The sequence below is a fragment of the Bacteroides sp. K03 genome, assembly GCF_019734355.1.
In the GTDB taxonomy this organism is placed as follows: domain Bacteria; phylum Bacteroidota; class Bacteroidia; order Bacteroidales; family Bacteroidaceae; genus Bacteroides; species Bacteroides nordii.
The window spans coordinates 1-21170 of the sequence record NZ_JAASHC010000008.1; the positions used below are offsets into that span (position 1 = coordinate 1).

General features: G+C 40.5%; 15 protein-coding genes. 13 read left to right on the forward strand and 2 right to left on the reverse strand.

All coding sequences use genetic code 11. The features are described 5' to 3' along the window. Window positions 1-107: 107 nt before the first annotated feature. The gene (locus HCG69_RS07985; protein WP_255585566.1) at window positions 108-3161 is read left to right on the forward strand and encodes an FG-GAP-like repeat-containing protein; all 3054 of its coding nucleotides are present in this window, start codon (window positions 108-110) and stop codon (window positions 3159-3161) included. A 152-nt stretch (window positions 3162-3313) separates the two neighbouring features. Here HCG69_RS07985 and HCG69_RS07990 read toward each other — a convergent pair whose 3' ends face one another. Continuing rightward, complete coding sequence (locus HCG69_RS07990; RefSeq protein ID WP_007483037.1) at window positions 3314-4210, reverse strand: YitT family protein; 897 nt, start codon at window positions 4208-4210, stop codon at window positions 3314-3316. Window positions 4211-4222: 12 nt separating this feature from the next. After that, window positions 4223-7054 carry a leucine--tRNA ligase gene (gene leuS / locus HCG69_RS07995; RefSeq protein WP_221649621.1) on the reverse strand — a complete coding sequence of 944 codons (2832 nt, stop codon included), beginning with the start codon at window positions 7052-7054 and terminating at the stop codon, window positions 4223-4225. Window positions 7055-7264: 210 nt separating this feature from the next. Between leuS and HCG69_RS08000 the strand changes: the two genes are divergently transcribed. The 12 genes from HCG69_RS08000 to HCG69_RS08055 all read left to right on the forward strand — a co-directional run bounded on the left by HCG69_RS08000 (window position 7265) and on the right by HCG69_RS08055 (window position 20895). Then, window positions 7265-8983, forward strand: a complete 1719-nt coding sequence (locus HCG69_RS08000; RefSeq protein ID WP_221649622.1) for a site-specific integrase — start codon at window positions 7265-7267, stop codon at window positions 8981-8983. Between the two features lie 203 nt (window positions 8984-9186). Next, entirely contained in the window at window positions 9187-10701 is a 1515-nt protein-coding gene (locus HCG69_RS08005; protein ID WP_221649623.1) for an SLC13 family permease, read from the forward strand. Window positions 10702-11354: 653 nt separating this feature from the next. Next, window positions 11355-11516: a hypothetical protein gene (locus tag HCG69_RS08010; RefSeq protein ID WP_221649624.1), complete on the forward strand. Its 162-nt coding sequence runs from the start codon at window positions 11355-11357 to the stop codon at window positions 11514-11516. A 180-nt stretch (window positions 11517-11696) separates the two neighbouring features. Then, window positions 11697-12728, forward strand: coding sequence for a DUF3871 family protein (locus tag HCG69_RS08015; protein ID WP_221649625.1), 1032 nt, complete (start codon window positions 11697-11699; stop codon window positions 12726-12728). A 359-nt stretch (window positions 12729-13087) separates the two neighbouring features. Then, window positions 13088-13309 (forward strand): sulfate transporter, encoded by a 222-nt coding sequence (locus HCG69_RS08020; protein ID WP_221649626.1) that lies wholly within the window; start codon window positions 13088-13090, stop codon window positions 13307-13309. 23 nt (window positions 13310-13332) lie between these two features. Then, window positions 13333-13608, forward strand: a complete 276-nt coding sequence (locus tag HCG69_RS08025; protein WP_070613051.1) for a hypothetical protein — start codon at window positions 13333-13335, stop codon at window positions 13606-13608. A 101-nt stretch (window positions 13609-13709) separates the two neighbouring features. Then, the gene (locus tag HCG69_RS08030; RefSeq protein ID WP_221649627.1) at window positions 13710-15266 is read left to right on the forward strand and encodes a hypothetical protein; all 1557 of its coding nucleotides are present in this window, start codon (window positions 13710-13712) and stop codon (window positions 15264-15266) included. Window positions 15267-15285: 19 nt separating this feature from the next. Continuing rightward, the gene (locus HCG69_RS08035; RefSeq protein WP_370634141.1) at window positions 15286-16239 is read left to right on the forward strand and encodes a hypothetical protein; all 954 of its coding nucleotides are present in this window, start codon (window positions 15286-15288) and stop codon (window positions 16237-16239) included. Then, window positions 16220-16570 carry a hypothetical protein gene (locus HCG69_RS08040; RefSeq protein ID WP_211462248.1) on the forward strand — a complete coding sequence of 117 codons (351 nt, stop codon included), beginning with the start codon at window positions 16220-16222 and terminating at the stop codon, window positions 16568-16570. Before HCG69_RS08035 ends, HCG69_RS08040 begins: the two co-directional genes overlap by 20 nt. A gap of 160 nt (window positions 16571-16730) precedes the next feature. Continuing rightward, entirely contained in the window at window positions 16731-17423 is a 693-nt protein-coding gene (locus tag HCG69_RS08045; protein WP_221649714.1) for a recombinase family protein, read from the forward strand. A 146-nt stretch (window positions 17424-17569) separates the two neighbouring features. Continuing rightward, window positions 17570-18565, forward strand: a complete 996-nt coding sequence (locus HCG69_RS08050) for a hypothetical protein (RefSeq protein WP_221649629.1) — start codon at window positions 17570-17572, stop codon at window positions 18563-18565. A gap of 197 nt (window positions 18566-18762) precedes the next feature. Then, window positions 18763-20895 carry a DUF5131 family protein gene (locus HCG69_RS08055; protein ID WP_221649630.1) on the forward strand — a complete coding sequence of 711 codons (2133 nt, stop codon included), beginning with the start codon at window positions 18763-18765 and terminating at the stop codon, window positions 20893-20895. The last annotated feature ends 275 nt before the right edge of the window (window positions 20896-21170 follow it).

Consider the following 21170-nt stretch of genomic DNA (forward strand, 5'->3'; position numbering starts at 1 on the left):
AAAGAGATAACTAATTGATTTATAAAGTTAATAACAAATAAAAAAGTATTCAATTATTAGGAATACAACATAGAAGATATGATTTAGCATCTTTATATCAAAAGATTATGGATAAGTTTAGCGGATATCTGACAGACAATTTTCATAATAATTGTGCGTTCCACCTTTTTGGTGATCCCGAAATGCAAGTCTGGACCGATATTCCCAACACATTGAATGTTTCAATAACACCAGAATCTCTACAAACCGGAAATAATACTATAACAGTAGTTATAAATGGTTTACCACAAAATGATGATGCAAGAATCTGCATTCAGAAAAAGGACGAACTGTATATTGTGGATCAACTAACTAATGGAAGTCATACTATTAATGTACCTGTACAGACATTAGGAGTTGTGAATGTAACAGTCACTGCCCATAATTTCAGGCCGGTTGAAAGAGATATTCAAGTTTTGCAAAATGGTAGTGAGCCTGCTATAGCTGTTGAAGATCTAATTTACAATGACAAAGGGACTGATGCGAGTATTGGAAATGGTGACGGGCAGTTGGATGCCGGAGAAACGATTGAATTGACTGTAAAACTGAGAAATACGGGAAACAGCGCATTAAATGGAGTAACAGCATCTTTAGTAAGTACATCCGGTGATATAGAGATCGTAAATGCTAATGCTACATTTGGGAATATTGCCGGTAATACTGTTGTGGGATCTGTTACTCCGTTCGTTTTCAAAATAAATAAAAACAGCGGGGAACATCTGAGAAATAATTCCAGTGGAATAAATTTGAATCTACAAATATCAGTAAATGGTGAAACTAAAACTCAACTGCTTAAGATAGATAATATTTATGCTCCTGAAATTGAAATCGGTAATCAAAAAATTATCTGGACAAGCAATGGGAATACTATAGTGGAAGCAGGTGAAACGGTGAAGATGAATATTGACTTAATGAATATTGGAAGGGCTGAAGCTACGGGATTGAAAGCCGTACTTATCTCAAACAATGTACAGGCATCGTGTCCGTCTACACAAGTAACTTATCCATCTATTCCTTTTACTGAGACAAAGACAAATACGATTGCTTTTCAATTTCAGACATCAAGTAGCTATACAGGGACATTGAATTTTACATTGCAGGTTAGCAATAAATATGGAAAGACTTGGAACTTTCCGGTAAATCCATTATTAAGACCTGCTATGATAGACATATCGACTGTTAAATCTCAGGCTGACAGTACTTCAATTAATGTGTATTGGTCCTCTATGGGAAAGTCGATAAGCTACAATATATATCGTAGTGATAATGGAGAAAATGGAACGTACAGGAAGTTGAATAAGTTTCCACTGACTGCTACATATTATTTGGATGAGAATCTTGCCAAATTGACAAGATATCATTATAAGGTAGCTACGGTTTTGGATAATGGGAATGAAAGTGAGTGGAGTACAGCTTATCAGACATGGACTTCGTATCCCGTGATTAGTCCGTTCCCACGGCGAATTACTACAGGTAATTATTCCTCTAAATCTTGTCCGAATATTGCTGATGTGGATAATGACGGTAAACAAGAGTTATTCTGGGTTTATGAAGATCGATATGGTGCTCGTATTGGTTATTTGGTAGGATTCCGTCCTACAGGAGAAGAACTGTTTGATATCGATGGAAATGTAACTACAGTCAGTGGATTTGCTAAAACACCGGTAATGTTGAAAGGACAGGCTGCTTTCGGAGATTTATCAGGCAATGGTGAGCAGAATATAGTGGTATCATCCTGGGAGGATGACCACAGAGATAAAAATGCCGTTTACTGTTATTCTCCATTTGATAAGGATGGAGATCATAAGCCGGATTTATTGTGGGAAAAGAAGATTCCTTATTCGATGTTTCAGAGTCCGGTAATAGCCAATTTGGATGGAAGTTCGGATGGTACGATGGAAGTTCTTATTAAATCACATCAGACTTCTGATATCTTTATTTTGGATCATAACGGAAATGAACTGAGACGGTTGAACCCCAATGTTAATATTACCAGTAAAAAAGATTATAATAGTTCTGCCTTGGCTGTTGCCGACCTTGATGGTGACGGGCAGATGGAGATTATAGCTTCGTATGATTCATTGGGTATTTATATCTGGCGGCAGGATGGTACAGCTTTTACAACGAATCCGTTCTGGAGAGCGGGAGATGCCAATTTAGCCTCTGCTCCTGTGGTATGTGATCTGAATGGAGACGGAAAAAAGGAATTGGTCTTTTCACAACATGATGTAGCAATCAGCCATGTCTATGCTATTAGTTTGGAAGGAGATAAGACGGTTGCCGGTTGGAATGGAAGCCAGACGATTCCTTACACGGACAATGGTGCTTCTTTAGATCACACTTTGTCTGTGGGTGATATAGACAATGACGGTCATTTGGAAGTTGTCATATTAGGTCGTGGAGTGGTAAAAGCATGGAAACATACAGGCGATTCTATTTTTAGCAGGTCGATTGATGGATTGCTACCACAAATAGCCTATGCAGCCAATATAAATACTCCTATTTTGGCTGATGTAGACGGAGACGCCATACCCGATATCGTATTTTGTTGTAACAACAAATTTATTTATGCTTTGCACAATGACGGGAGTGATATTTTGGGATTTCCGATTGTGTCAGCGGATGAGAATTTTCTGGATACTCCTTGTGTTGCAGATATCGATAACGATGGAAGAAATGAGATAATAGCCGGTAGTGAGAAAGATTTGTATGTGTGGAAGACCGAAGGTATTCCTACAGCTATAGAATGGGGTGTTAAGCGTGGTAATCCACAGAATACGGGAGAGTATTTTCCGACAGTTTGTAAACCAATGCTGATAAATGCCAATGAAACATGGGACGGGGAATCTCCGTGTGGAAATGTGGTATTACAATCGGGACGGCTGGTAATTCCCAATGGGAAAACGATGACCTTGAATAATACTTCATCGGTGATAGTTCGTTCGGGGACTACGCTTGAAGTGGATGGAGGCAATATCTTGAATGCAAGAGTTGTAGTACAGAAGGGGGGAACGATTGTAGTAAAGAACAACGGTGTGATTAAGTTACGTGACAATGCCTGTCTTGAGATAGAAGAGGGAGCGGCAATGGATTTGCCTTACGGAGCTATCGATATACCTTAAATGAGCGTGTAATATCTATAAACAGAATGCGTTAAATGTAAAATTAGCTATTATAAAAAACACAGATTAACGCGAATTTATGCAAAGATTGAATTAAATCTGCGATAATTAGCGTTAATCTGTGTTTTAATGGTTGAAGATACAAGTTGCTTCTATTTTACCTTCAGCCTGTCAAATCCCTCTCCATATACTCCAATGACGGAACTTTGAGAGATAAACGCATTCGGATCTATATCCTTTACCAACCGGAATATCTCAACCGACTGACGTTTGTAGGCAAGTACTACAAGCACTTTTACATTGTGCTTGCTATACCATCCTATACCATCGAGTACGGTCACTCCGCGGTGGGTCTCTTTGGTTATACGGTCGGCAATCTTTTCGTAGTCTTTAGAGAAAATAAAGAACTGTACGGATTGACGGGCGCTATTTACAATATAGTCCAGAACGAAACCGATGATAAGCAACGTTACGAAGCCGAATATTACTCTTCGCCAGTCGTTGAAAATGAAATAACAAGAACTGATGATGACAACGTCACAAATCATGATCATGCGTCCTAAGGTGACATCTTTGTATTTGTTGACGATAGCGGCAATGATATCCGTACCGCCGGTGCTTCCGTTGCAGTTGAATACTACGCCTAAACCTATACCACACATCGCTGCTCCGATCAGGCAGGCCATGAAGTCTTGTCCTTCACCTAATACTTTAGGAGGAACGCCGTCCGCCCCGTTTACCACTAATTGCAGAAACCATAGCAAAAACGTAAGCATAAAGATGGCATACGTGGTTTTGATGCTGAACTTCGGACCGAGTATCTTGATAGCAAAGGTCATCAGTACGGCATTGATGATGAAATACGACCATTGGATGGGAAATCCCGTGGCATAATAGATGATGGCACCAATACCTGTTGTACCCCCGGTGGTAATCTGATACGGGATCAGAAAAGCAGCCCATCCGAGGGCATAACTGAACAATCCGAGTGTGATGAAGATGTAATCTCTGGCTTCCCGCATCACTTCAGCTTTTGTAGGTTTATACATATAGATTTTATTTTAAATCACAACGTTTACAATCTTCTTCGGCACTACAATTACCTTTTTCGGAGTTTTACCTTCCGTCCACTTCTGAGAACGTTCGTCCGCCAATACTTCCGCCTGGATAGCATCACTGGCAGCATCTGCCGGAAACTCCATAGTAAAACGGGCTTTACCGTTGAAAGAGATGGTGTAGTTTACTACGTCTTCCTTCAGGTATTCTTCGTTGAAAGCCGGCCATTGGGCATCGCAGACAGAGGTTGTATTTCCCAATGTATCCCATAGCTCTTCGCATACGTGCGGAGCGAAGGGAGCAAGGACGATTACCAGTTTTTCCAGTATCTCTTTCTTGCTGCATTTCAGTGTACTGAGTTCATTTACACAGATCATGAATGCGCTTACTGAAGTATTGTAAGAGAATTGCTCAATGTCACTCGTCACTTTCTTAATCAGTTTGTGCAATGACTTCAACTCTTCTTTGGTAGCCGGTTCGTCTGTTACGATATACTCGTCATTACGGTTATAGAACAGTGCCCAGAATTTACGGATAAAGCGGTGCACACCGTCAATACCGTTTGTATCCCACGGTTTGGCTTGTTCTACCGGGCCGAGGAACATTTCGTACATGCGGAGTGTATCGGCACCGTATTTCTCTACAATCATATCCGGGTTCACAACGTTGAACATTGATTTACTCATCTTTTCAACTGCCCAACCACAGATATATTTGCCATCTTCAAGAATGAATTCTGCCGTTTCAAATTCAGGACGCCATGCTTTGAAAGCCTCCAGATCGAGAATATCATTGGATACGATATTTACATCTACATGGATAGGAGTGACATCGTACTGATCTTTCAGGTTCAGAGAAACGAACGTATTGGTATTCTTGATGCGGTATACAAAGTTACTGCGTCCTTGTATCATTCCCTGGTTTACGAGTTTCTGGAACGGTTCTTCCATTACAGAAACATTGAGGTCATACAGGAATTTATTCCAGAAACGAGAGTAAATCAGGTGTCCGGTTGCATGTTCCGTACCGCCTACATAGAGATCAACGTTCTTCCAGTACTGGCAGATAGCGGGATCAACAAGTGCCTGGGTATTGCGCGGGTCCATATAACGAAGGTAGTATGCGGAAGAACCTGCAAAGCCCGGCATTGTGTTGAGTTCGAGCGGGAAGATCGATATATTATCTATCTTGTCGTTTTCGGTTATGCACTTGTTTACAGTGTCCCATGCCCATTTGGTAGCATGTCCCAATGGAGGTTCACCGGTTTCGGTAGGCAGGAATTTGTCAACTTCCGGCAATTCGAGCGGCAGACAGGCTTCGTCAATCATATAGGGCATACCGTCTTTGTAGTAAACCGGGAAGGGTTCACCCCAATAACGTTGGCGCGAGAAGATGGCATCGCGTAAGCGGAAGTTAACTTTTACCCGTCCCAGTCCGGAAGTTTGGATATATTCTTTTGTTTTGGCAATGGCTTCTTTTACAGTCAGACCATTCAATACCAGTCCACCTTCGGGGGTACCCGGACGTGGAGAGTTCATCATGATACCTTCTTTGGCATCGAAGCTTTCTTCACTGACATCACAACCTTCGATCAGCGGACGGATTTCAAGACCGAAGTGTTTGGCAAACGCATAGTCACGACTGTCATGTGCAGATACGGCCATGATAGCTCCCGTGCCATAACCTGCCAATACATAATCACTGATCCATACAGGGATAGCTTCGTTTGTCAGCGGATTGATGGCATAACTTCCGGAGAATACACCGCTTACACTGCGGTCGGCAATACGTTCGCGTTCCGTACGCTTTTTGGTGCGTTCAAGGTAAGCATCTACTTCTGCTTGTTGTCCGGGAGTAGTGAGCTGTGCCACAAGTTCACTTTCGGGGGCAAGTACCATGAAGGTTACACCGAATACTGTATCGGCACGAGTGGTAAAAATGGTGAATTCAATATCAGAGTCTTTCACTTTAAACTGCATTTCGGCACCTTCTGAACGGCCAATCCAATTGCGCTGAGTTTCTTTCAGAGAATCTGTCCATTCTACAGTGTCCAGACCATCGAGCAGACGTTGGGCATAAGCAGATACACGGAGACACCACTGGCGCATTACCTTTTGGATAACCGGAAAACCACCGCGTTCGGAAACACCGTCTACAACTTCATCGTTGGCAAGTACTGTTCCCAAATCCGGGCACCAGTTCACCATGGTGTTGCCCAGGTAAGCGATACGATAATTCATCAGGATTTCCTGCTGCTCTTTTTCACTTTTTGCTTTCCACTCGTCGGCAGTAAAGCTGAGTTCCTCACTACAAGCAACGTTCATACCTTCTGTTCCGTAGATTCCGAAAGCCTGGATAAGCTCTTCGATAGGGCGTGCCTGCTGTTCATCGTTACAATAATAGCTATTGAACATTTTCACAAACGCCCATTGTGTCCAATGATAATATTCCGGATCACACGTACGTATTTCGCGATTCCAGTCAAAAGAGAACCCTATTTTATCCAATTGCTCCCGATAGCGGTCGATATTCTTTATGGTTGTAATAGCAGGGTGTTGCCCTGTCTGGATAGCATACTGTTCGGCAGGCAGGCCATATGCGTCATATCCCATAGGATTCAGTACATTGAAACCTTGCAGGCGTTTGTAGCGGGCGTAAATGTCCGAAGCAATATATCCCAGCGGATGTCCTACATGTAGTCCTGCTCCCGACGGATAAGGAAACATATTCAGCACATAGAATTTTTGTTTCGATTCATCTTCCTTCACCTGGTAGGTTTTACTTTCTACCCACCGTTTTTGCCACTTCTTTTCAATATCCCTGAAATTATATTCCATAGCGATAATCCTTTTGTTTATAGTGATTTATTATGTTATTTCATTAATTGGGAACAAATTTACGGGATTTGTCTCAAACTACCTAATATTTGTTTGGGTATTCCTAAGAGGCTTGTCAGTTTGTTTATAGAGCATATATCGTCTCATATTCAGTCCTCAAAGAACGGAGTTTAAGAACCAAATTAAAGAACCGATTCAAAGAACAAGGCTATGACAGGACAGGTATTTATTAATGAAATTGTAAAAGCTAGTTTTAATCTACGCCAACCTAAAAGTAAGAGGCCAACTAACATTTATTTGATAGTACGTATAAATCGGAAACAGGCTAAATTGCCGACTGGAGTAAAAGTATATCCCGAACATTGGAATATCAAGAAACAAGAAGCGTATATAAGCTGTCGTCTGACAGAATCTGATAATATAAATAATACTATTGCCAATAAAAAGTTATTAGAACTAAAAAATCAATTTGAAGAATTTAAACGTTATCTTTGCGATAATCCGAGTACGTTAGAAAATTGCTGGGAATTATTAAGGAAATACATATACAAAGATTCTGATATGCGAAGAAGTAAAAAAATAAATGCAATGCACTGGTTAAGAAATGCTATTGCTAATGATAAAACAATCAAAACTTCAGGTGAACGTAAAGGAGCATCGACAATGGAAACGTATTTAATTGTATTAAAAGATTTCCAAACTTTTCTAAAAGAAAAAGGTCAAGATACTATCAGTTTTGACGATATAAATCTGGCATTAATTAAAGAGTATGAAACATACTTATTTAATAAAAAAGTTAAGGGAGAACGAACTACCGCAACAAGTACTGTAGGCAATAAGTGTGTGCAACTTATTAGTATAATTAAAAGAGCAGAGCCTTATAATTTAATAGATATACATGAAACTAAATTGGATAAATACACTAAGCCCAAAAGTAGACAGGGAGATGAGAATGAAATATCTTTATCAGAAGAAGATATCAATAAAATACATTCCCTTAAACTTTCTGATAGAGAAGAAGTTGTTAGAGATATTTTTATTCTACAATGTTGGACGGGGCAACGTTTCAGTGATATGACATCATTAAATCAAGGGCTCGTAAAAAATACTAATGAAGGGCAAATATTGGAAATTGTTCAAACAAAAAGAACCCATAGGGTAGTAATTCCACTCTTTCCTGTAGCTCTAGAAATACTGAAAAAATATGGTTTTAATTTGCCCGAGATTTCTAAAAATACTATGTTGAGGTATTTGAAAAAAATCGGTTTAAAAGCTGGCCTTACAGAAGAACACATTGTGACAGAAGACAGAGGAGGGAAAGTCACTAATTCAGTCAAACAACGTTGGGAACTAATAGGTACTCATACCGCACGGCGGTCTTACATAAGCAATATGCTCAAACGTGGTTATGATAGTCACCTGTTGATGAAAATCACTGGACATACTACTGAAGAAGCGTTCAAGAGATACGTTAAGGTCAGTTCGGGGGATGTTGCATCACTGATCCTTAAAACGGAAGCAGATCGAGTGAAACATGAACTTCCCAAAGAGCTTTCTCAAGAAAGTAATGTCCCAATGAATAGTAATCAGACACTAAAGATAATAAAGGAAGGAATCGAAGAAGGCATAAAACCGTTAAAAAAAGAACTGTCTGATATAAAAGAAGTCATACAGTATATAACCATTAATAAAAGAAGCATACGGCCTGTCAATGCTCGTAGACTCATTGCTATGGTGGTTTCTTTAGAAAAAGATAATACTCCCGCTCAAACGATCATCAATATGTTAGAGGCATCAGGTATCATAGGGTCAGTAAGCGTCACAATGACAGGCGGACAGTACTTTCCAATGCAAAATATGAATGAACAGGTATTGGATGAATTAAAGAGTATAGCTGCAGAACTGGAAGATCCAGATAATATAAAATAAATAACAGAGAACTAATAATCCTTACCTTGATATTTATGAGAATTCAGTTTATCGTGTTCTAAAATCAATATAGGGAAATTGTATTTCTACTAAAAAACTACAAGAAGAAAGAACCAAGAAAAAAGTTCAGCATTAGATTAGCTATATATTAAATTAAAAATTATTTTTGCAAACGTTTTTTTATTTCATTTCGTTCTAATATTATGTACAAGATTTTTCATGGCTTCCATTTAGTTGAAGCTTATCAGGACCTAAAGAAAGCTAAACGGTTAGCAAAAAATCAGACAGTGGGCCGATGTATAAAGTTAACCATAGCTATTACCCTTTCCCTTATTTTGTGGTTCCTCCCCATTAATACATTTGGGGTAGAAGGTTTAACTGTTATAGAACAAAGACTTATTTCTATTTTTATTTTTGCCACTCTCATGTGGGTATTCGAAGCTATCCCAGCATGGACTACTTCCGTTCTAATCGTTGTATTACTATTGCTTACTGTTTCCGATAGTAGTTTATGGTTCTTAACTCAGAGCATTCCTGCAGAAGAATTAGGACAAACTGTCAAATATAAGTCTATTATGCACTGTTTTGCCGATCCTATCATCATGCTGTTTATAGGTGGATTCATTCTTGCTATCGCAGCAACCAAAAGTGGATTGGACGTATTGTTAGCACGAGTCATGCTAAAACCTTTCGGAACACAATCACGATATGTACTATTAGGATTTATACTCGTTACAGCCGTATTCTCAATGTTTCTTAGCAATACAGCTACAGCTGCCATGATGCTTACTTTTCTGACCCCCGTATTAAAAGCACTTCCGGCAGATGGAAAAGGAAAAATAGGATTAGCTATGGCCATTCCTGTGGCTGCTAATATAGGTGGTATGGGAACTCCTATCGGTACACCACCTAATGCCATTGCTTTAAAATACTTGAATGATCCGGAAGGATTGAACTTGAATATCGGTTTTGGAGAATGGATGAGTTTTATGTTGCCTTATACCATAATAGTATTATTTATCGCTTGGTTTATACTCTTACGACTGTTCCCATTCAAACAAAAGAGTATTGAGCTGCAAATCGAAGGCGAGGCAAAGAAAGACTGGCGTTCCATTATTGTTTATATCACCTTTGCTATAACAGTTTTATTGTGGATGTTTGATAAATTTACAGGAGTAAACTCCAATGTAGTGGCGATGATTCCGGTAGCTGTATTTTGTATAACAGGTGTTATTACCAAACGCGATTTGGAGGAGATCAGTTGGAGCGTACTTTGGATGGTAGCCGGTGGCTTTGCATTGGGCGTAGCCTTACAAGAGACTGGACTGGCTAAGCATATGATTGAAGCCATCCCATTCAGTACATGGCCTCCTGTACTAATGATTGTCGGTTCTGGACTGATCTGCTACGCTATGGCAAATTTTATTTCCCACACTGCTACTGCAGCTCTACTTGTTCCTATTCTCGCTATTGCCGGAATCAGCATGCGTGAAAACCTGTCATCATTAGGAGGCGTAGAGACTTTATTAATTGGAGTGGCAATCGGATCGTCACTAGCAATGATATTACCAATTAGTACACCACCTAATGCCCTAGCACATGCCACAGGAATGATTCAACAAAAAGATATGGAAAAAGTAGGTATAATCATGGGAATAATTGGACTAATACTTGGGTATACCATATTAATTATACTTGGTTCCAACAAACTACTATAAATAACTTCCTTTCATAAAACAGACCCTGTGTGAATTAAGGATTCTTACAGGGCCTGTTAATGTAAAAGTATCGATCTTTTGTAATCAATTAGCAAACAATAAGGGTGTGTTTCCTAACGACATCTTCCTTGAAAAGCGAGTTTATCTCACTTATTGCAATATTATATGTAAGAAATAGCGCATTTCATTAGCTAATAGGAAAACTATTACGCAACAACTGGCGATAAAGTTTAAATTTTCTCCCCCTCCCATCACCCGAAATTCTTATAGATGAGAATAAATTGAAGCACAGAGATTGCACCGGTACTAAATGGTGCACATAGCTTCAAACAAGATTAAACAATTTCCGGGTTGACCCCAATACTTAGAAGATCATTGGGAGATTCAATTCGAAGGATAGCAGCGGTATCGGTAATTATCACAGCTACAGTCTGGGTAATGAAAGTATGACAGCCTATCAAAGAGCCAAGTCAGGACGAAGAGTCTTGATAACGGCTCTTTATTTTTTTTCTTCTTCTTTTCCTTATCACTCTTCTCACTTCCCTTTCTTCTCCTTCCCTCTTCACCTTAAACCCTTATATATGACAAGAATAAAAACAAGAGACAAGAGAACAAGAACATATTATTAACCAACAACAAAAAACAAAAGAAAAATGAAACATTTAATGAAAGGAATCAGGATCGCAGCATACATTGCTGAGATCATTGTGGCAGGTTCAACTATTGTGGAACTTGTAGAGAAATACAGCAACAAAAGGAAGAAAAAGGATGCTGCAAGTAAAGTTGATACAGGTGTAGCAACTGAAAACCCATAGAAACGTCTAGTGAATGGATTATGATAAGGCACAGGACGTAATTATAACCATCCTTGAGGTAACCACATCCATACTCAAGGGAATCAAGAAGCTAAGAGGAATATTTGTAAAAGCAAAGAAATAACCCTCTTGGCTTTTTCTTTTATCGGATTTTATTAACTAATTAAAAACTATAAAAATATGGAAACAACCAATTTATTATTACCATCCACAATGATGACAAGAATGGATATGATCAACCCAACCTTTATCGAAGATGCAGTAATCGTATCGGAAAAGGAACAGGAGAAGGAACATCCCAATTTTATTGAATCAAACACTTCAGGCATTACACTTGAAGAACTGGAAACGAACTGTATTGTACCCAGCTTTGGAGACAATCAGCTTACAATCAGCCACCAGACTTTTATACACCGTATTGAGGAGGCGGCAAGCATGTTTTTTGCAGGAGAAACTTTCGGTAATACGGAAATCAGAGTCTCACATAAGATTTTAGGCAGACATCCTTCCGCACTGACAAAAAGGAAGGAAGAACTCAAACCTGAAGACGAAACCATCTATTATCAGAGAATGGCATTTTGTTTTCATATCCGAACCATATGTCGGGAAATGAACGGTGAGGAAGTACATCTTTGTATCGGCGGCGTAAGAAGCCTGAACGAAGAGAACCTGTACGGAAAAAAATCCCCTGAAAAATTTAAAATCTTTATCGGATGGAGAGTCAGGGTATGCAGCAATCTTATGCTGACATGTGACGGTTTGACAGGACGTCTGGAAGTGATGGGCGATACGGATATCTATATAGCCGCCCTAAAACTGTTTCAGACATTCAATCCCGAACAAAATTTGAGACTTCTTGAAGACCTGGGAAGAACGATGATTTCACAGGAACAATTCTGCCAGATAATCGGACGTTTACGGCTTTACCAGGTTTTACCGGTATCACAGATGAAAGAATTGCCGAAAGTTATCCTGGGTGATTCAAACATCAATGCAGCTACTAAAGGCTATATTGACAACCCTAACTTCGGCTTACGCGGAAGAGCAAAAATTTCATGCTGGGACTTGATGCAGCTTCTTAACGAGGCGGCCAAACAGTCCTATATTGACAAATTCCTCGAAAGAAATCAGAACGCCACAGATTTTGCAGTGGGCATTCAGAAAGCCTTGAGAGGAGAAGACACTGAAAATTACGGATGGTTCCTGGGATAGACAGGGAAACATCAAAATCCTATGAAGGGAGAAAGATCTAAAAATAACAAACAAGGTCTTTCTCCCTTCTTTTGTTGAATTAAAATCAGAAAGGAGAAAAATATATGAGCGTAACATGTATACAGGACATATACCATTGTGACACCTGTAAATCAGCACTAGACGAGCACGGAAGGAATTGCAGGCACGGGATGTTATTTCCCCTGCTTCTTTTAATAGGAAACTTTAAAAAGTGCATGAATTATGAATTTGATGCGGAGAAGGTGGAACTTCAGTTGCTAAGAAAAGAAAATGAACGGACAGAGTACACCGGTGAGTAAAACGGGAATGGTTCTGAATAAAATGGAAAGGAATAAAGTATGGCACATTACACCTTCGATATAATCAAATATACCTTAACTACCGAAGAGGGGGAAACGTACAAGGACTTCATAGAAATGATGCCCTCGCTGACGGTACAAGCAATAAATTATATTGCAGCCACTTTAAAAGTCGAAAAGGCATATCCGTCAGATAAATATGTACACCAGCTCATTGATACTGACGTAGAAAAATGGCCGGTCAATGCAACTATATTTTAACTAAAAACGAATCAGAAAGAAAAATGGAAAGATTTGAAATTGAAAACAGCAGAGAGTTCAAGGCGGCACAGGAATTGGCAAGGGCCTTGAATGATTACGGGTGGAATGAAAAAAGATTCGCACTTGCAACGACAACATTTCACCAAACCCTACAACAGACATTATTCAGGACTATTGTAGAGATATTGAAAGTGTATGCAGATCCTCAAAGAAGGACGGACCTAAGAAATGAAGCATCTAAAAAAGGTGCAAAAAAGTTAATGGAAGTGCTGGAAGAACTACATATTCCATTCATTTGAGAGACGGTTGAAACATACCGGAATTGTATCTGAGGAGGATATCACAATCAACGTGGTGTCCTCCTTTTTTTATTTACCAACATTTTAAAACAAGAAAGATTATGTTATACTACAAATTTAAAAATTATGAAGAATTCAAGGACATGTTTGGGATTATCAAGCATGGAAACGGGGTATGCAGCAGAAAAAACAAGATACTGCTGGCATATATCAGGAACAAGAGATTACTACATGAAGCAATAGAGACAAACAACTATACGCTGCTTCATATTTCCTCAATGGCGGAACTGAAGAAAACCATTACCCGGACAATAATTATAAGCGGACACTCAGATATGTCATTACGTTATGTTCTGGAGCTGGACGGAGAACTCTTTTACTCCAGGAACTTTGAAACGGACGAACTGAAAGGGCTATGTGAGGACGGGGATACCAGGTCAATCCGCTACATTAACCATGAGAACGGAGAAAAGGTGTTTAAAATGAAAGCGGGGAAACTCTACCGCTCGCTCATACTGGAAACAGAATTTGGTAAAACCCTTCCGGAACAGGTAGTGACTTACCTATGTGAGGAATTCTCGGCGGACTGGCAGACTTATACAACGGGGCGGCTCCCTAAAAACAGGTTATGCATAGACAAGAATTTCGAGAAGATATACTCATCCTCCTCTTGTATGGGAGATTTTCATTCCTGCATGGTAGACAGGAAACTGCATTATTTCTATACGAATTCAGTCGATGCAAGCGCGGCATACCTGATTAATGAAGAAGGAAAGGTGACAGCAAGGTGTGTCATCTACAACAAGGTTACAGACCAGGACGGAAAGATATGGAGACTGGCGGAAAGACAATACGCTACCGATGAGAACAACACCCTCAAACGTGCTTTAATAGATGTTCTGATAAAGGGAGGACACATTGACGGTTATAAGAAAGTCGGTGCCGGATGTGGTGATGCAAGGGCTTTTGTTGACCTGGAAGAGAATTCATTGTCAGACAGGAAATTCAGGATAGAATGTGACCTGGACTGGGATGACACGCTAAGCTACCAGGATTCATTCAAGTGGTACAATCAATCCGAGAGGACAGCAGATAATTACGGAAGTGGTGACATCGCACTTGATATTACTGACGGTTCTCTGAATGGTGAGGAGGAATACGATGATTTCCACGAATACCATTGCAATGAAACCAGCCTCGTATATTATCACGGACACGAGTATTACTGTGACGTGGAGAATCTGGACGAATTCATATGGATAGAAAATCTCGAGGAATACCATCATGAGTCGGATGTTACGGAATGTCCGGAATGTAGCGGGCATTTTCTGGAAGAGGATAATTTCTATTCGAACATAACGGAAGAGTACTATTGCTGTGAAGAATGCCGGAAGAAAGCGGAACAGACATACAAAAAGGAAAACTGGCATTATTCCGATTATGATGAGGATTACTATGAGTATGCAGAAGACATAACCATATACCGGGTATGGAACAATATCCTCTGTGAATATGAAAGAAAGATAATATCCGTAGAGTCGGCACAAAGACTGCTGGAAGCGGGAGAACTTCATAAATTGAATGACATGCTTTATGACAGGATAGATGAGGAAACAGGACTGCCATATGCATACGAGATGAATGAAATAAATGTTTAACCCACAAAAAATAAGAATGATGGAATTGCTTAAGAAATTATACAAGGTTTATAGCCCAAGCGGAAAAGAACGGGCGATGATCAAGTTTATATGGAATTATACCAAGAGAATTACTGGTACCAAAGTTGAAATGGACGCAGCCGGGAACTTGTATATAACAAAAGGGGAAGCGGAATCATATCCCTGTATCGTAGCACATCTTGACCAGGTACAGAGGTTACATTCAAAAGATTTCACGACTGTCGAAACGGGAGAAATCATATTCGGTTACAGCTCCCGGAATAAAAGACAGGAAGGACTCGGAGCCGATGACAAAAATGGAATATGGATAGCACTCAAATGTCTGAAAAAGTATGACACTCTAAAACTGGCGTTCTTTGTCAGTGAAGAGGTGGGATGTGTAGGTTCTGGAAAAGCGGTGATGGATTTTTTCAATGACTGCCGCTTTGTTATACAGCCTGACAGACGGGGTTATCAGGACATTGTTACAGAAATCGGCTGGACCTCACTATGTTCTCCCGGATTCCTTCAAGCTGCCGGATATAAAAAGTTCGGATACAGGGAAACACATGGAATGATGACGGATGTGCAGGAACTAAAGGAACGAGGGCTTCTGGTCAGTTGCGTCAATCTTAGCTGTGGATATTACGAACCACATACGGACCATGAGTTTACAATAAAGAAAGACCTCATAAACTGTCTGTCACTGGTAGAGCATATCATTGAGAATTGTACTGAACCTTATCCTCACCAACCTAAGATACCAGCAAGGCGATGGAGGAGTTATGATGAATTCGATGAAGCGACGGATGAAATATTTGCCCTGCTCGATCAGGGGGAATTATGGAGCGCAGAAGACCTCTATTATATATACCACTCCGTTTTCCCTGAACTGGATATGGAGGATTACCGGAGAATTTACACTGAATACTATAACTTAAATACAATCGAATATGGAGAACAAAAATTGTGATCTGAAACTAGCAGGATATATATGGTCAATCCTAAAGACACAACCCGTTATAGTAATGTCATGGGGAGTAGATATGGATACGATAAAGCCGGTCAAAGGCGGACTGGAATTTCATGTGCAGGGATTCAAGCATACGGGAATGGTACAAATCGTTCTCGATGAAGGAAAGGATCTCTTTGAAGTACATCTTATTCCTGATTCTGAAGGAGAAAAGAATGTAATAGAAGACGTTTACTTTGATATGCTCGTTTCTGTGATAGACGAGAATGTGGAGAAAACGGATAATTATGAAAAAAGGATTTCTGAAGAGTATGGAACTATAAGAGAATAGTATTTTTCAAAAATAACCGAATCTGAAATAATAGGAATCCTATGAGAAGTTGGAATCTATGAAACCTCAAAATCTCACAGGATTTCTTTTTCATAAACTTCAGGTGACAGATATTGAACGTTCGTTTGGTATTTGTAACCGACTATTAAAATATGTAAAAATGAAAGCAAAAACTTATATTGCCTACCTCCGACAGTCCACGATAAAACAGGAAATCTCCGGATTGGGAGTGGAGGCTCAAAGAGAAATTATACAGAATCACTTGAAGGATAAAAAGCCGATTGCTGAGTATATTGAAACAGAGAGTGGACGTAAATCCAACAGACCCAAACTTATAGAGGCTTTGGGAGAATGCAGAAAAACAGGATCTACCTTAATTGTAGCCAAACTGGACCGATTAAGCCGGAATGTAGCTTTCACCAGTAAATTGCTGGAAAGTGATGTGGAGATTGTATTTTGTGATTTTCCGGAAGCAAATAAACTCGTACTGCATATCATCAGCAGTATAGCAGAGTATGAAGCCGGACTGATCAGTCAGAGAACCAGGCAATCGCTACAGGCCAAGAAAGCGAGAGGATGCCGGCTTGGTAAATCCGAGAACCTGACGAATAACCTTGAACGGGCTATCGGGGAAAGTGTAAAGACCAACAAGACTAAGGCGGACAATAACCCGAATAATATGAGAGCCATTGCCATGTTGCATTCATTGCTCATGCAGGGGAAGTCCTTGTCCGAAATGACCGGAATTTTAAACCGGCAAGGCTTTGTTACCTCCAAAGGTTGCAAATTCCGGATAACCCAGGTAAAAAGGCTGATCGTCAGGGCAGGACTTGAATTGCCACAGAAAACATAAATCAATCGGAATTACTTGATTAAAATAAGGGAGACTATGCAGAATAGTTTCTCTTACTTTTTTTCTTCATCGGAGGCCTTTCCGTTTTTAGGATATGCCATGTATCATCTATTTCATTATCTTTGCGGTAAATAAATCCCTATATCATGGACCCTAATAAAAATGACGCAACGAAAATCCGGGAAGAAAAACGCCAGGCCAGAACTCTGGAAAATATGGAAATAAAGTTATCGGAACAGATGGAAATGATGAAGCAACTCATAACAACCTCGGCTGTCATATCCATTGATGAATTATGCTTTTATTTCAGAACGGCTGTACAGACGGAATCCGTGAACGTGCCGTTGCACCTTTCTTTTGAAAGGCATTTTAAGCTTCTCATAGACTATGCCGGAGACGACAGGAATGTCTTGTCCGGTCTTCTACATTGCCTTTACAGTCTTCACGAATGCTACAGAACAGTTACTCCCGAGTATTATTTCGACAGGGCAATGCCCCGTCCCTTCCAGGATTCCATCCTTGAAAGTTTTGAACTATTTTCAACCGCTCTGAAGGACTATGATACCCATGACCGACCGATACATCTGGATACCCCTTATCTGAGGCATTATAAAAGGTTCGGTTCACATCCGCATAAACAATTCTACCACACCTATCTGCAAAAATTGAATGAAAAGCTGAATTACCTTCTTTCAGAAAGCCGTCTGGGATTAAAACTTGACTTCTGCTTCATACCGGAGAATTCATACAACATTATTCTGGAACAGTCGCTGGTGGAGGATCTATATGCTTTTCTGGTAGATGAAAAGTGCCTGCAAAAGGATGACGATACGGAAAGAGACTTCAAGCTGCTGTTCAATAACAGCGTATTCAAACGTAATGCCAATCCTATCCGTTGGATAAAGACGACAGAGAAAAGCCAGATGACTTCCAACATAACGCTCCGTACTCTATTTTTCGTGCTTGGTGAAAAAACAAAGAAAAAATTGCTGGACCAGGAGCACAGACGATACTATGAATCACTTTTTATCGGAAAGGACGGCAAAAACGTCTCTCTGGAAGACAAAGCCAGCAAGGTTAGCAAGGGCAGCCAATCTCTCCAGGATTTCCTTTCACAACTACGGTCAGTTTTAAAATTATAGAGAAGCCGTCCGCCTCTTTTTCCGCCTATTCCCGCCTACTCTGTTTATGTCGTTATAATATCCTGTAGTATAGTGTGTTATAACGATATTTTTTATTCTTTATTTTGACCTCCCCTCCTTCTATTCCCGTCTACCTAAATGTAAAAAAAATGCCTTATATTTGTAAAAATATTTACAAATATAAGGAGAAATTACATATGAAAACAAATAATTTGAAGTCTTTGGATGGCGGGACTATAAACAGTGCTATCAACGAGAATGTTAACGATTCCACGAGAGTGATGAATCAGGTAGATAACAATATAGAAAAAACAGAAATGAGAACGGAAGACATGCAGCCGGATAAAAACGGCAATGATAAAAACGGACAGACGGCTGAAACACAGGTTCTGACTCCCGGAAATAGCCATGTGGAAAAGGGGGAGGAAGAATACCGCTTCCCGACAGTTGAAGAGCTTCTTCGCAGAGAGCATAAGGACATACTCTCGCTACGCCGGCTTCCCTATACGGATATTGATTATGCCACTTACAACTGGAGCGTGACACAAGGCTGCCTCAAACTGTCGCCCGGGTGCAGACACTGTTATGCGGAAGTCATAGCCGAGAACCAGTCCAAACGTTCGGATACCAGGCGTTTCAAGGATGGTTTCAAACCTGGTTTTAATGAAGGATTACTGTATACTCCCCTTCATGATACCAGGAAAGGCATTGTATTTGTCAGTCCGCTCGGGGATTTTGGACATGCCGATATTACGGATGAACAGCGCAGGGCAGTCGTCGAAGTCATCCAGGCGGATGAGACAAAGGTATTTCTTATCCTGACCAAACGTCCGGAAACCCTTGTGCGGTTGTTCGAGAATATTCCAGTCCCTTCCAATTGCCTCCTGGGAGTGAGTGTGGAGTCAGAAGCGTACCTGTCACGCATGGACACACTCCGCAAGATCGCTTCAGACAACCTGGTGGTTTCTTTTGCCCCGCTTTTGGGTGGGATGAAGAATATTAATTTCGACAGGTTTGTCTGGGTACTCATCGAAGGTGAAGCAACCCGTCCCATGGATAATGCGCGCATGGTAAGGACGGAATGGATACAGTCTATCATAGAACAGGCCGAATCCGCACCGATACCTCCCGCCATATATGTAAAGCAGCTCGGAAACAATGTGGACGGAGTGGTAAAAAGCAAAGCACAACATGGGTACCTGGTGAAAGGCGTTTCCTATCGCCAGTATCCCCAAGTTATAAAAACAACCCTGGAGAATACTGATGAAGAACTGGAAAAAATGAATATGCAACAGAAAAAGGATAAAGAAATGAAGAAAGAACGTAGTACGACAAAGAAAACGACAACAGCAGACACCGGAGCTGAAGCCCTCTCCCATGTCATTCCCCTTAGCAAGGTTGTGGAAGAAGGGGCCAAGAAAGGGAAAGTAAACAACCTGTATGGTACCTGGGTCGTGGAAGGGGAGGTTACGGTGATTGCCGGTGATACGAATGCCGGTAAATCCTCAGTTACCTACCAGATGGGTTTGGATGCGGCTTCAGGTAAGAATACCCTCGGTTTTCCAGCTCCTGCCGAGCCCGTGGTGGACGAAGTAGTGTACATTGACACGGAACTTAGCGATACCCAGTTGGGGCAGCGTTTCGGAGGCATAACGATCAGTGACCGCATGAAATACATCGACGCTACTGCCTGGGACCTTGAAAGGATTCTTTCCGAAATAGAAACCATTGCAAAAACATGGAATAAAAAAAAGGTGCTGTTCATATTGGACAGTATCACAGTGGCGGCAACAGGAAGTGTCACGGCCAGAGTTGCAAAGGATCTGATGAAAAGGCTGAAATTAATCTGTGGACACTATAACGTAACAGTGATAACGCTGATGCATACAAGAAAGCGGGACAAATCCAAACCTATTGAGATGCAGGACCTGGCCGGTTCCGCCAAACTGACTGACTTGGCGGATAATGTGCTTGCAATAGCCAAATGTAATGCTACTGAGGTGTATGTCAAAGTTCTCAAGTCACGCAGCAATGCCATTCCTGACAAAGTACGGCATTTTGAGATTCGCAGCGACTGCTATCTCCATTTGGAATTCATTCGGGAATGTGAGGAAGAAGACCTGCTGGCACAGGGTAAAAGCAAGCTTACACCAGAGGTGGAACAGGAGATTCTCACCCTGCGTGGAAAAGGATACTCCGTCAGGAAAATAGCAGATCATATGAAACTGTCAAAATCTGCTGTTGACCGTGTGGTTCAAAAGCATAAGGACAGTGAAGAATCCAGCGCGGATGCTATTAAGGATGCACAATTCCCCGACAACGCAGCCTGATAAAAAGACCATATCCTGTAAGACTTTTACGTAATCATACAATGAAGACTGGAATTCAATAATGAGTTTCAGTCTTTTTGTTTATCTGAAGCTTCTTAAGCCCCCTTGAGTTATCCACTGTCCCTTTGTCCCGGAACTGACGATCCCACTGTCCCGGATATCACATTTTTCAGCATTTTAGGCATGAAATTTATATAAAATACCCTCCAAAATTATGTTTTTTATCATTCGCAAACAAGCATAATTACAGACATGAAATAGCAAGTATTTGTGAA

What these genes read in the sequence shown, in the direction of transcription:
- HCG69_RS07985 (WP_255585566.1), top strand. Translation starts at nt 108, where the DNA reads ATGGATAAGTTTAGCGGATATCTGACAGACAATTTTCATAATAATTGT.
- HCG69_RS07990 (WP_007483037.1), bottom strand. Translation starts at nt 4,210, where the DNA reads ATGTATAAACCTACAAAAGCTGAAGTGATGCGGGAAGCCAGAGATTAC.
- leuS (WP_221649621.1), bottom strand. Translation starts at nt 7,054, where the DNA reads ATGGAATATAATTTCAGGGATATTGAAAAGAAGTGGCAAAAACGGTGG.
- HCG69_RS08000 (WP_221649622.1), top strand. Translation starts at nt 7,265, where the DNA reads ATGACAGGACAGGTATTTATTAATGAAATTGTAAAAGCTAGTTTTAAT.
- HCG69_RS08005 (WP_221649623.1), top strand. Translation starts at nt 9,187, where the DNA reads ATGTACAAGATTTTTCATGGCTTCCATTTAGTTGAAGCTTATCAGGAC.
- HCG69_RS08010 (WP_221649624.1), top strand. Translation starts at nt 11,355, where the DNA reads ATGAAACATTTAATGAAAGGAATCAGGATCGCAGCATACATTGCTGAG.
- HCG69_RS08015 (WP_221649625.1), top strand. Translation starts at nt 11,697, where the DNA reads ATGGAAACAACCAATTTATTATTACCATCCACAATGATGACAAGAATG.
- HCG69_RS08020 (WP_221649626.1), top strand. Translation starts at nt 13,088, where the DNA reads ATGGCACATTACACCTTCGATATAATCAAATATACCTTAACTACCGAA.
- HCG69_RS08025 (WP_070613051.1), top strand. Translation starts at nt 13,333, where the DNA reads ATGGAAAGATTTGAAATTGAAAACAGCAGAGAGTTCAAGGCGGCACAG.
- HCG69_RS08030 (WP_221649627.1), top strand. Translation starts at nt 13,710, where the DNA reads ATGTTATACTACAAATTTAAAAATTATGAAGAATTCAAGGACATGTTT.
- HCG69_RS08035 (WP_370634141.1), top strand. Translation starts at nt 15,286, where the DNA reads ATGGAATTGCTTAAGAAATTATACAAGGTTTATAGCCCAAGCGGAAAA.
- HCG69_RS08040 (WP_211462248.1), top strand. Translation starts at nt 16,220, where the DNA reads ATGGAGAACAAAAATTGTGATCTGAAACTAGCAGGATATATATGGTCA.
- HCG69_RS08045 (WP_221649714.1), top strand. Translation starts at nt 16,731, where the DNA reads ATGAAAGCAAAAACTTATATTGCCTACCTCCGACAGTCCACGATAAAA.
- HCG69_RS08050 (WP_221649629.1), top strand. Translation starts at nt 17,570, where the DNA reads ATGGACCCTAATAAAAATGACGCAACGAAAATCCGGGAAGAAAAACGC.
- HCG69_RS08055 (WP_221649630.1), top strand. Translation starts at nt 18,763, where the DNA reads ATGAAAACAAATAATTTGAAGTCTTTGGATGGCGGGACTATAAACAGT.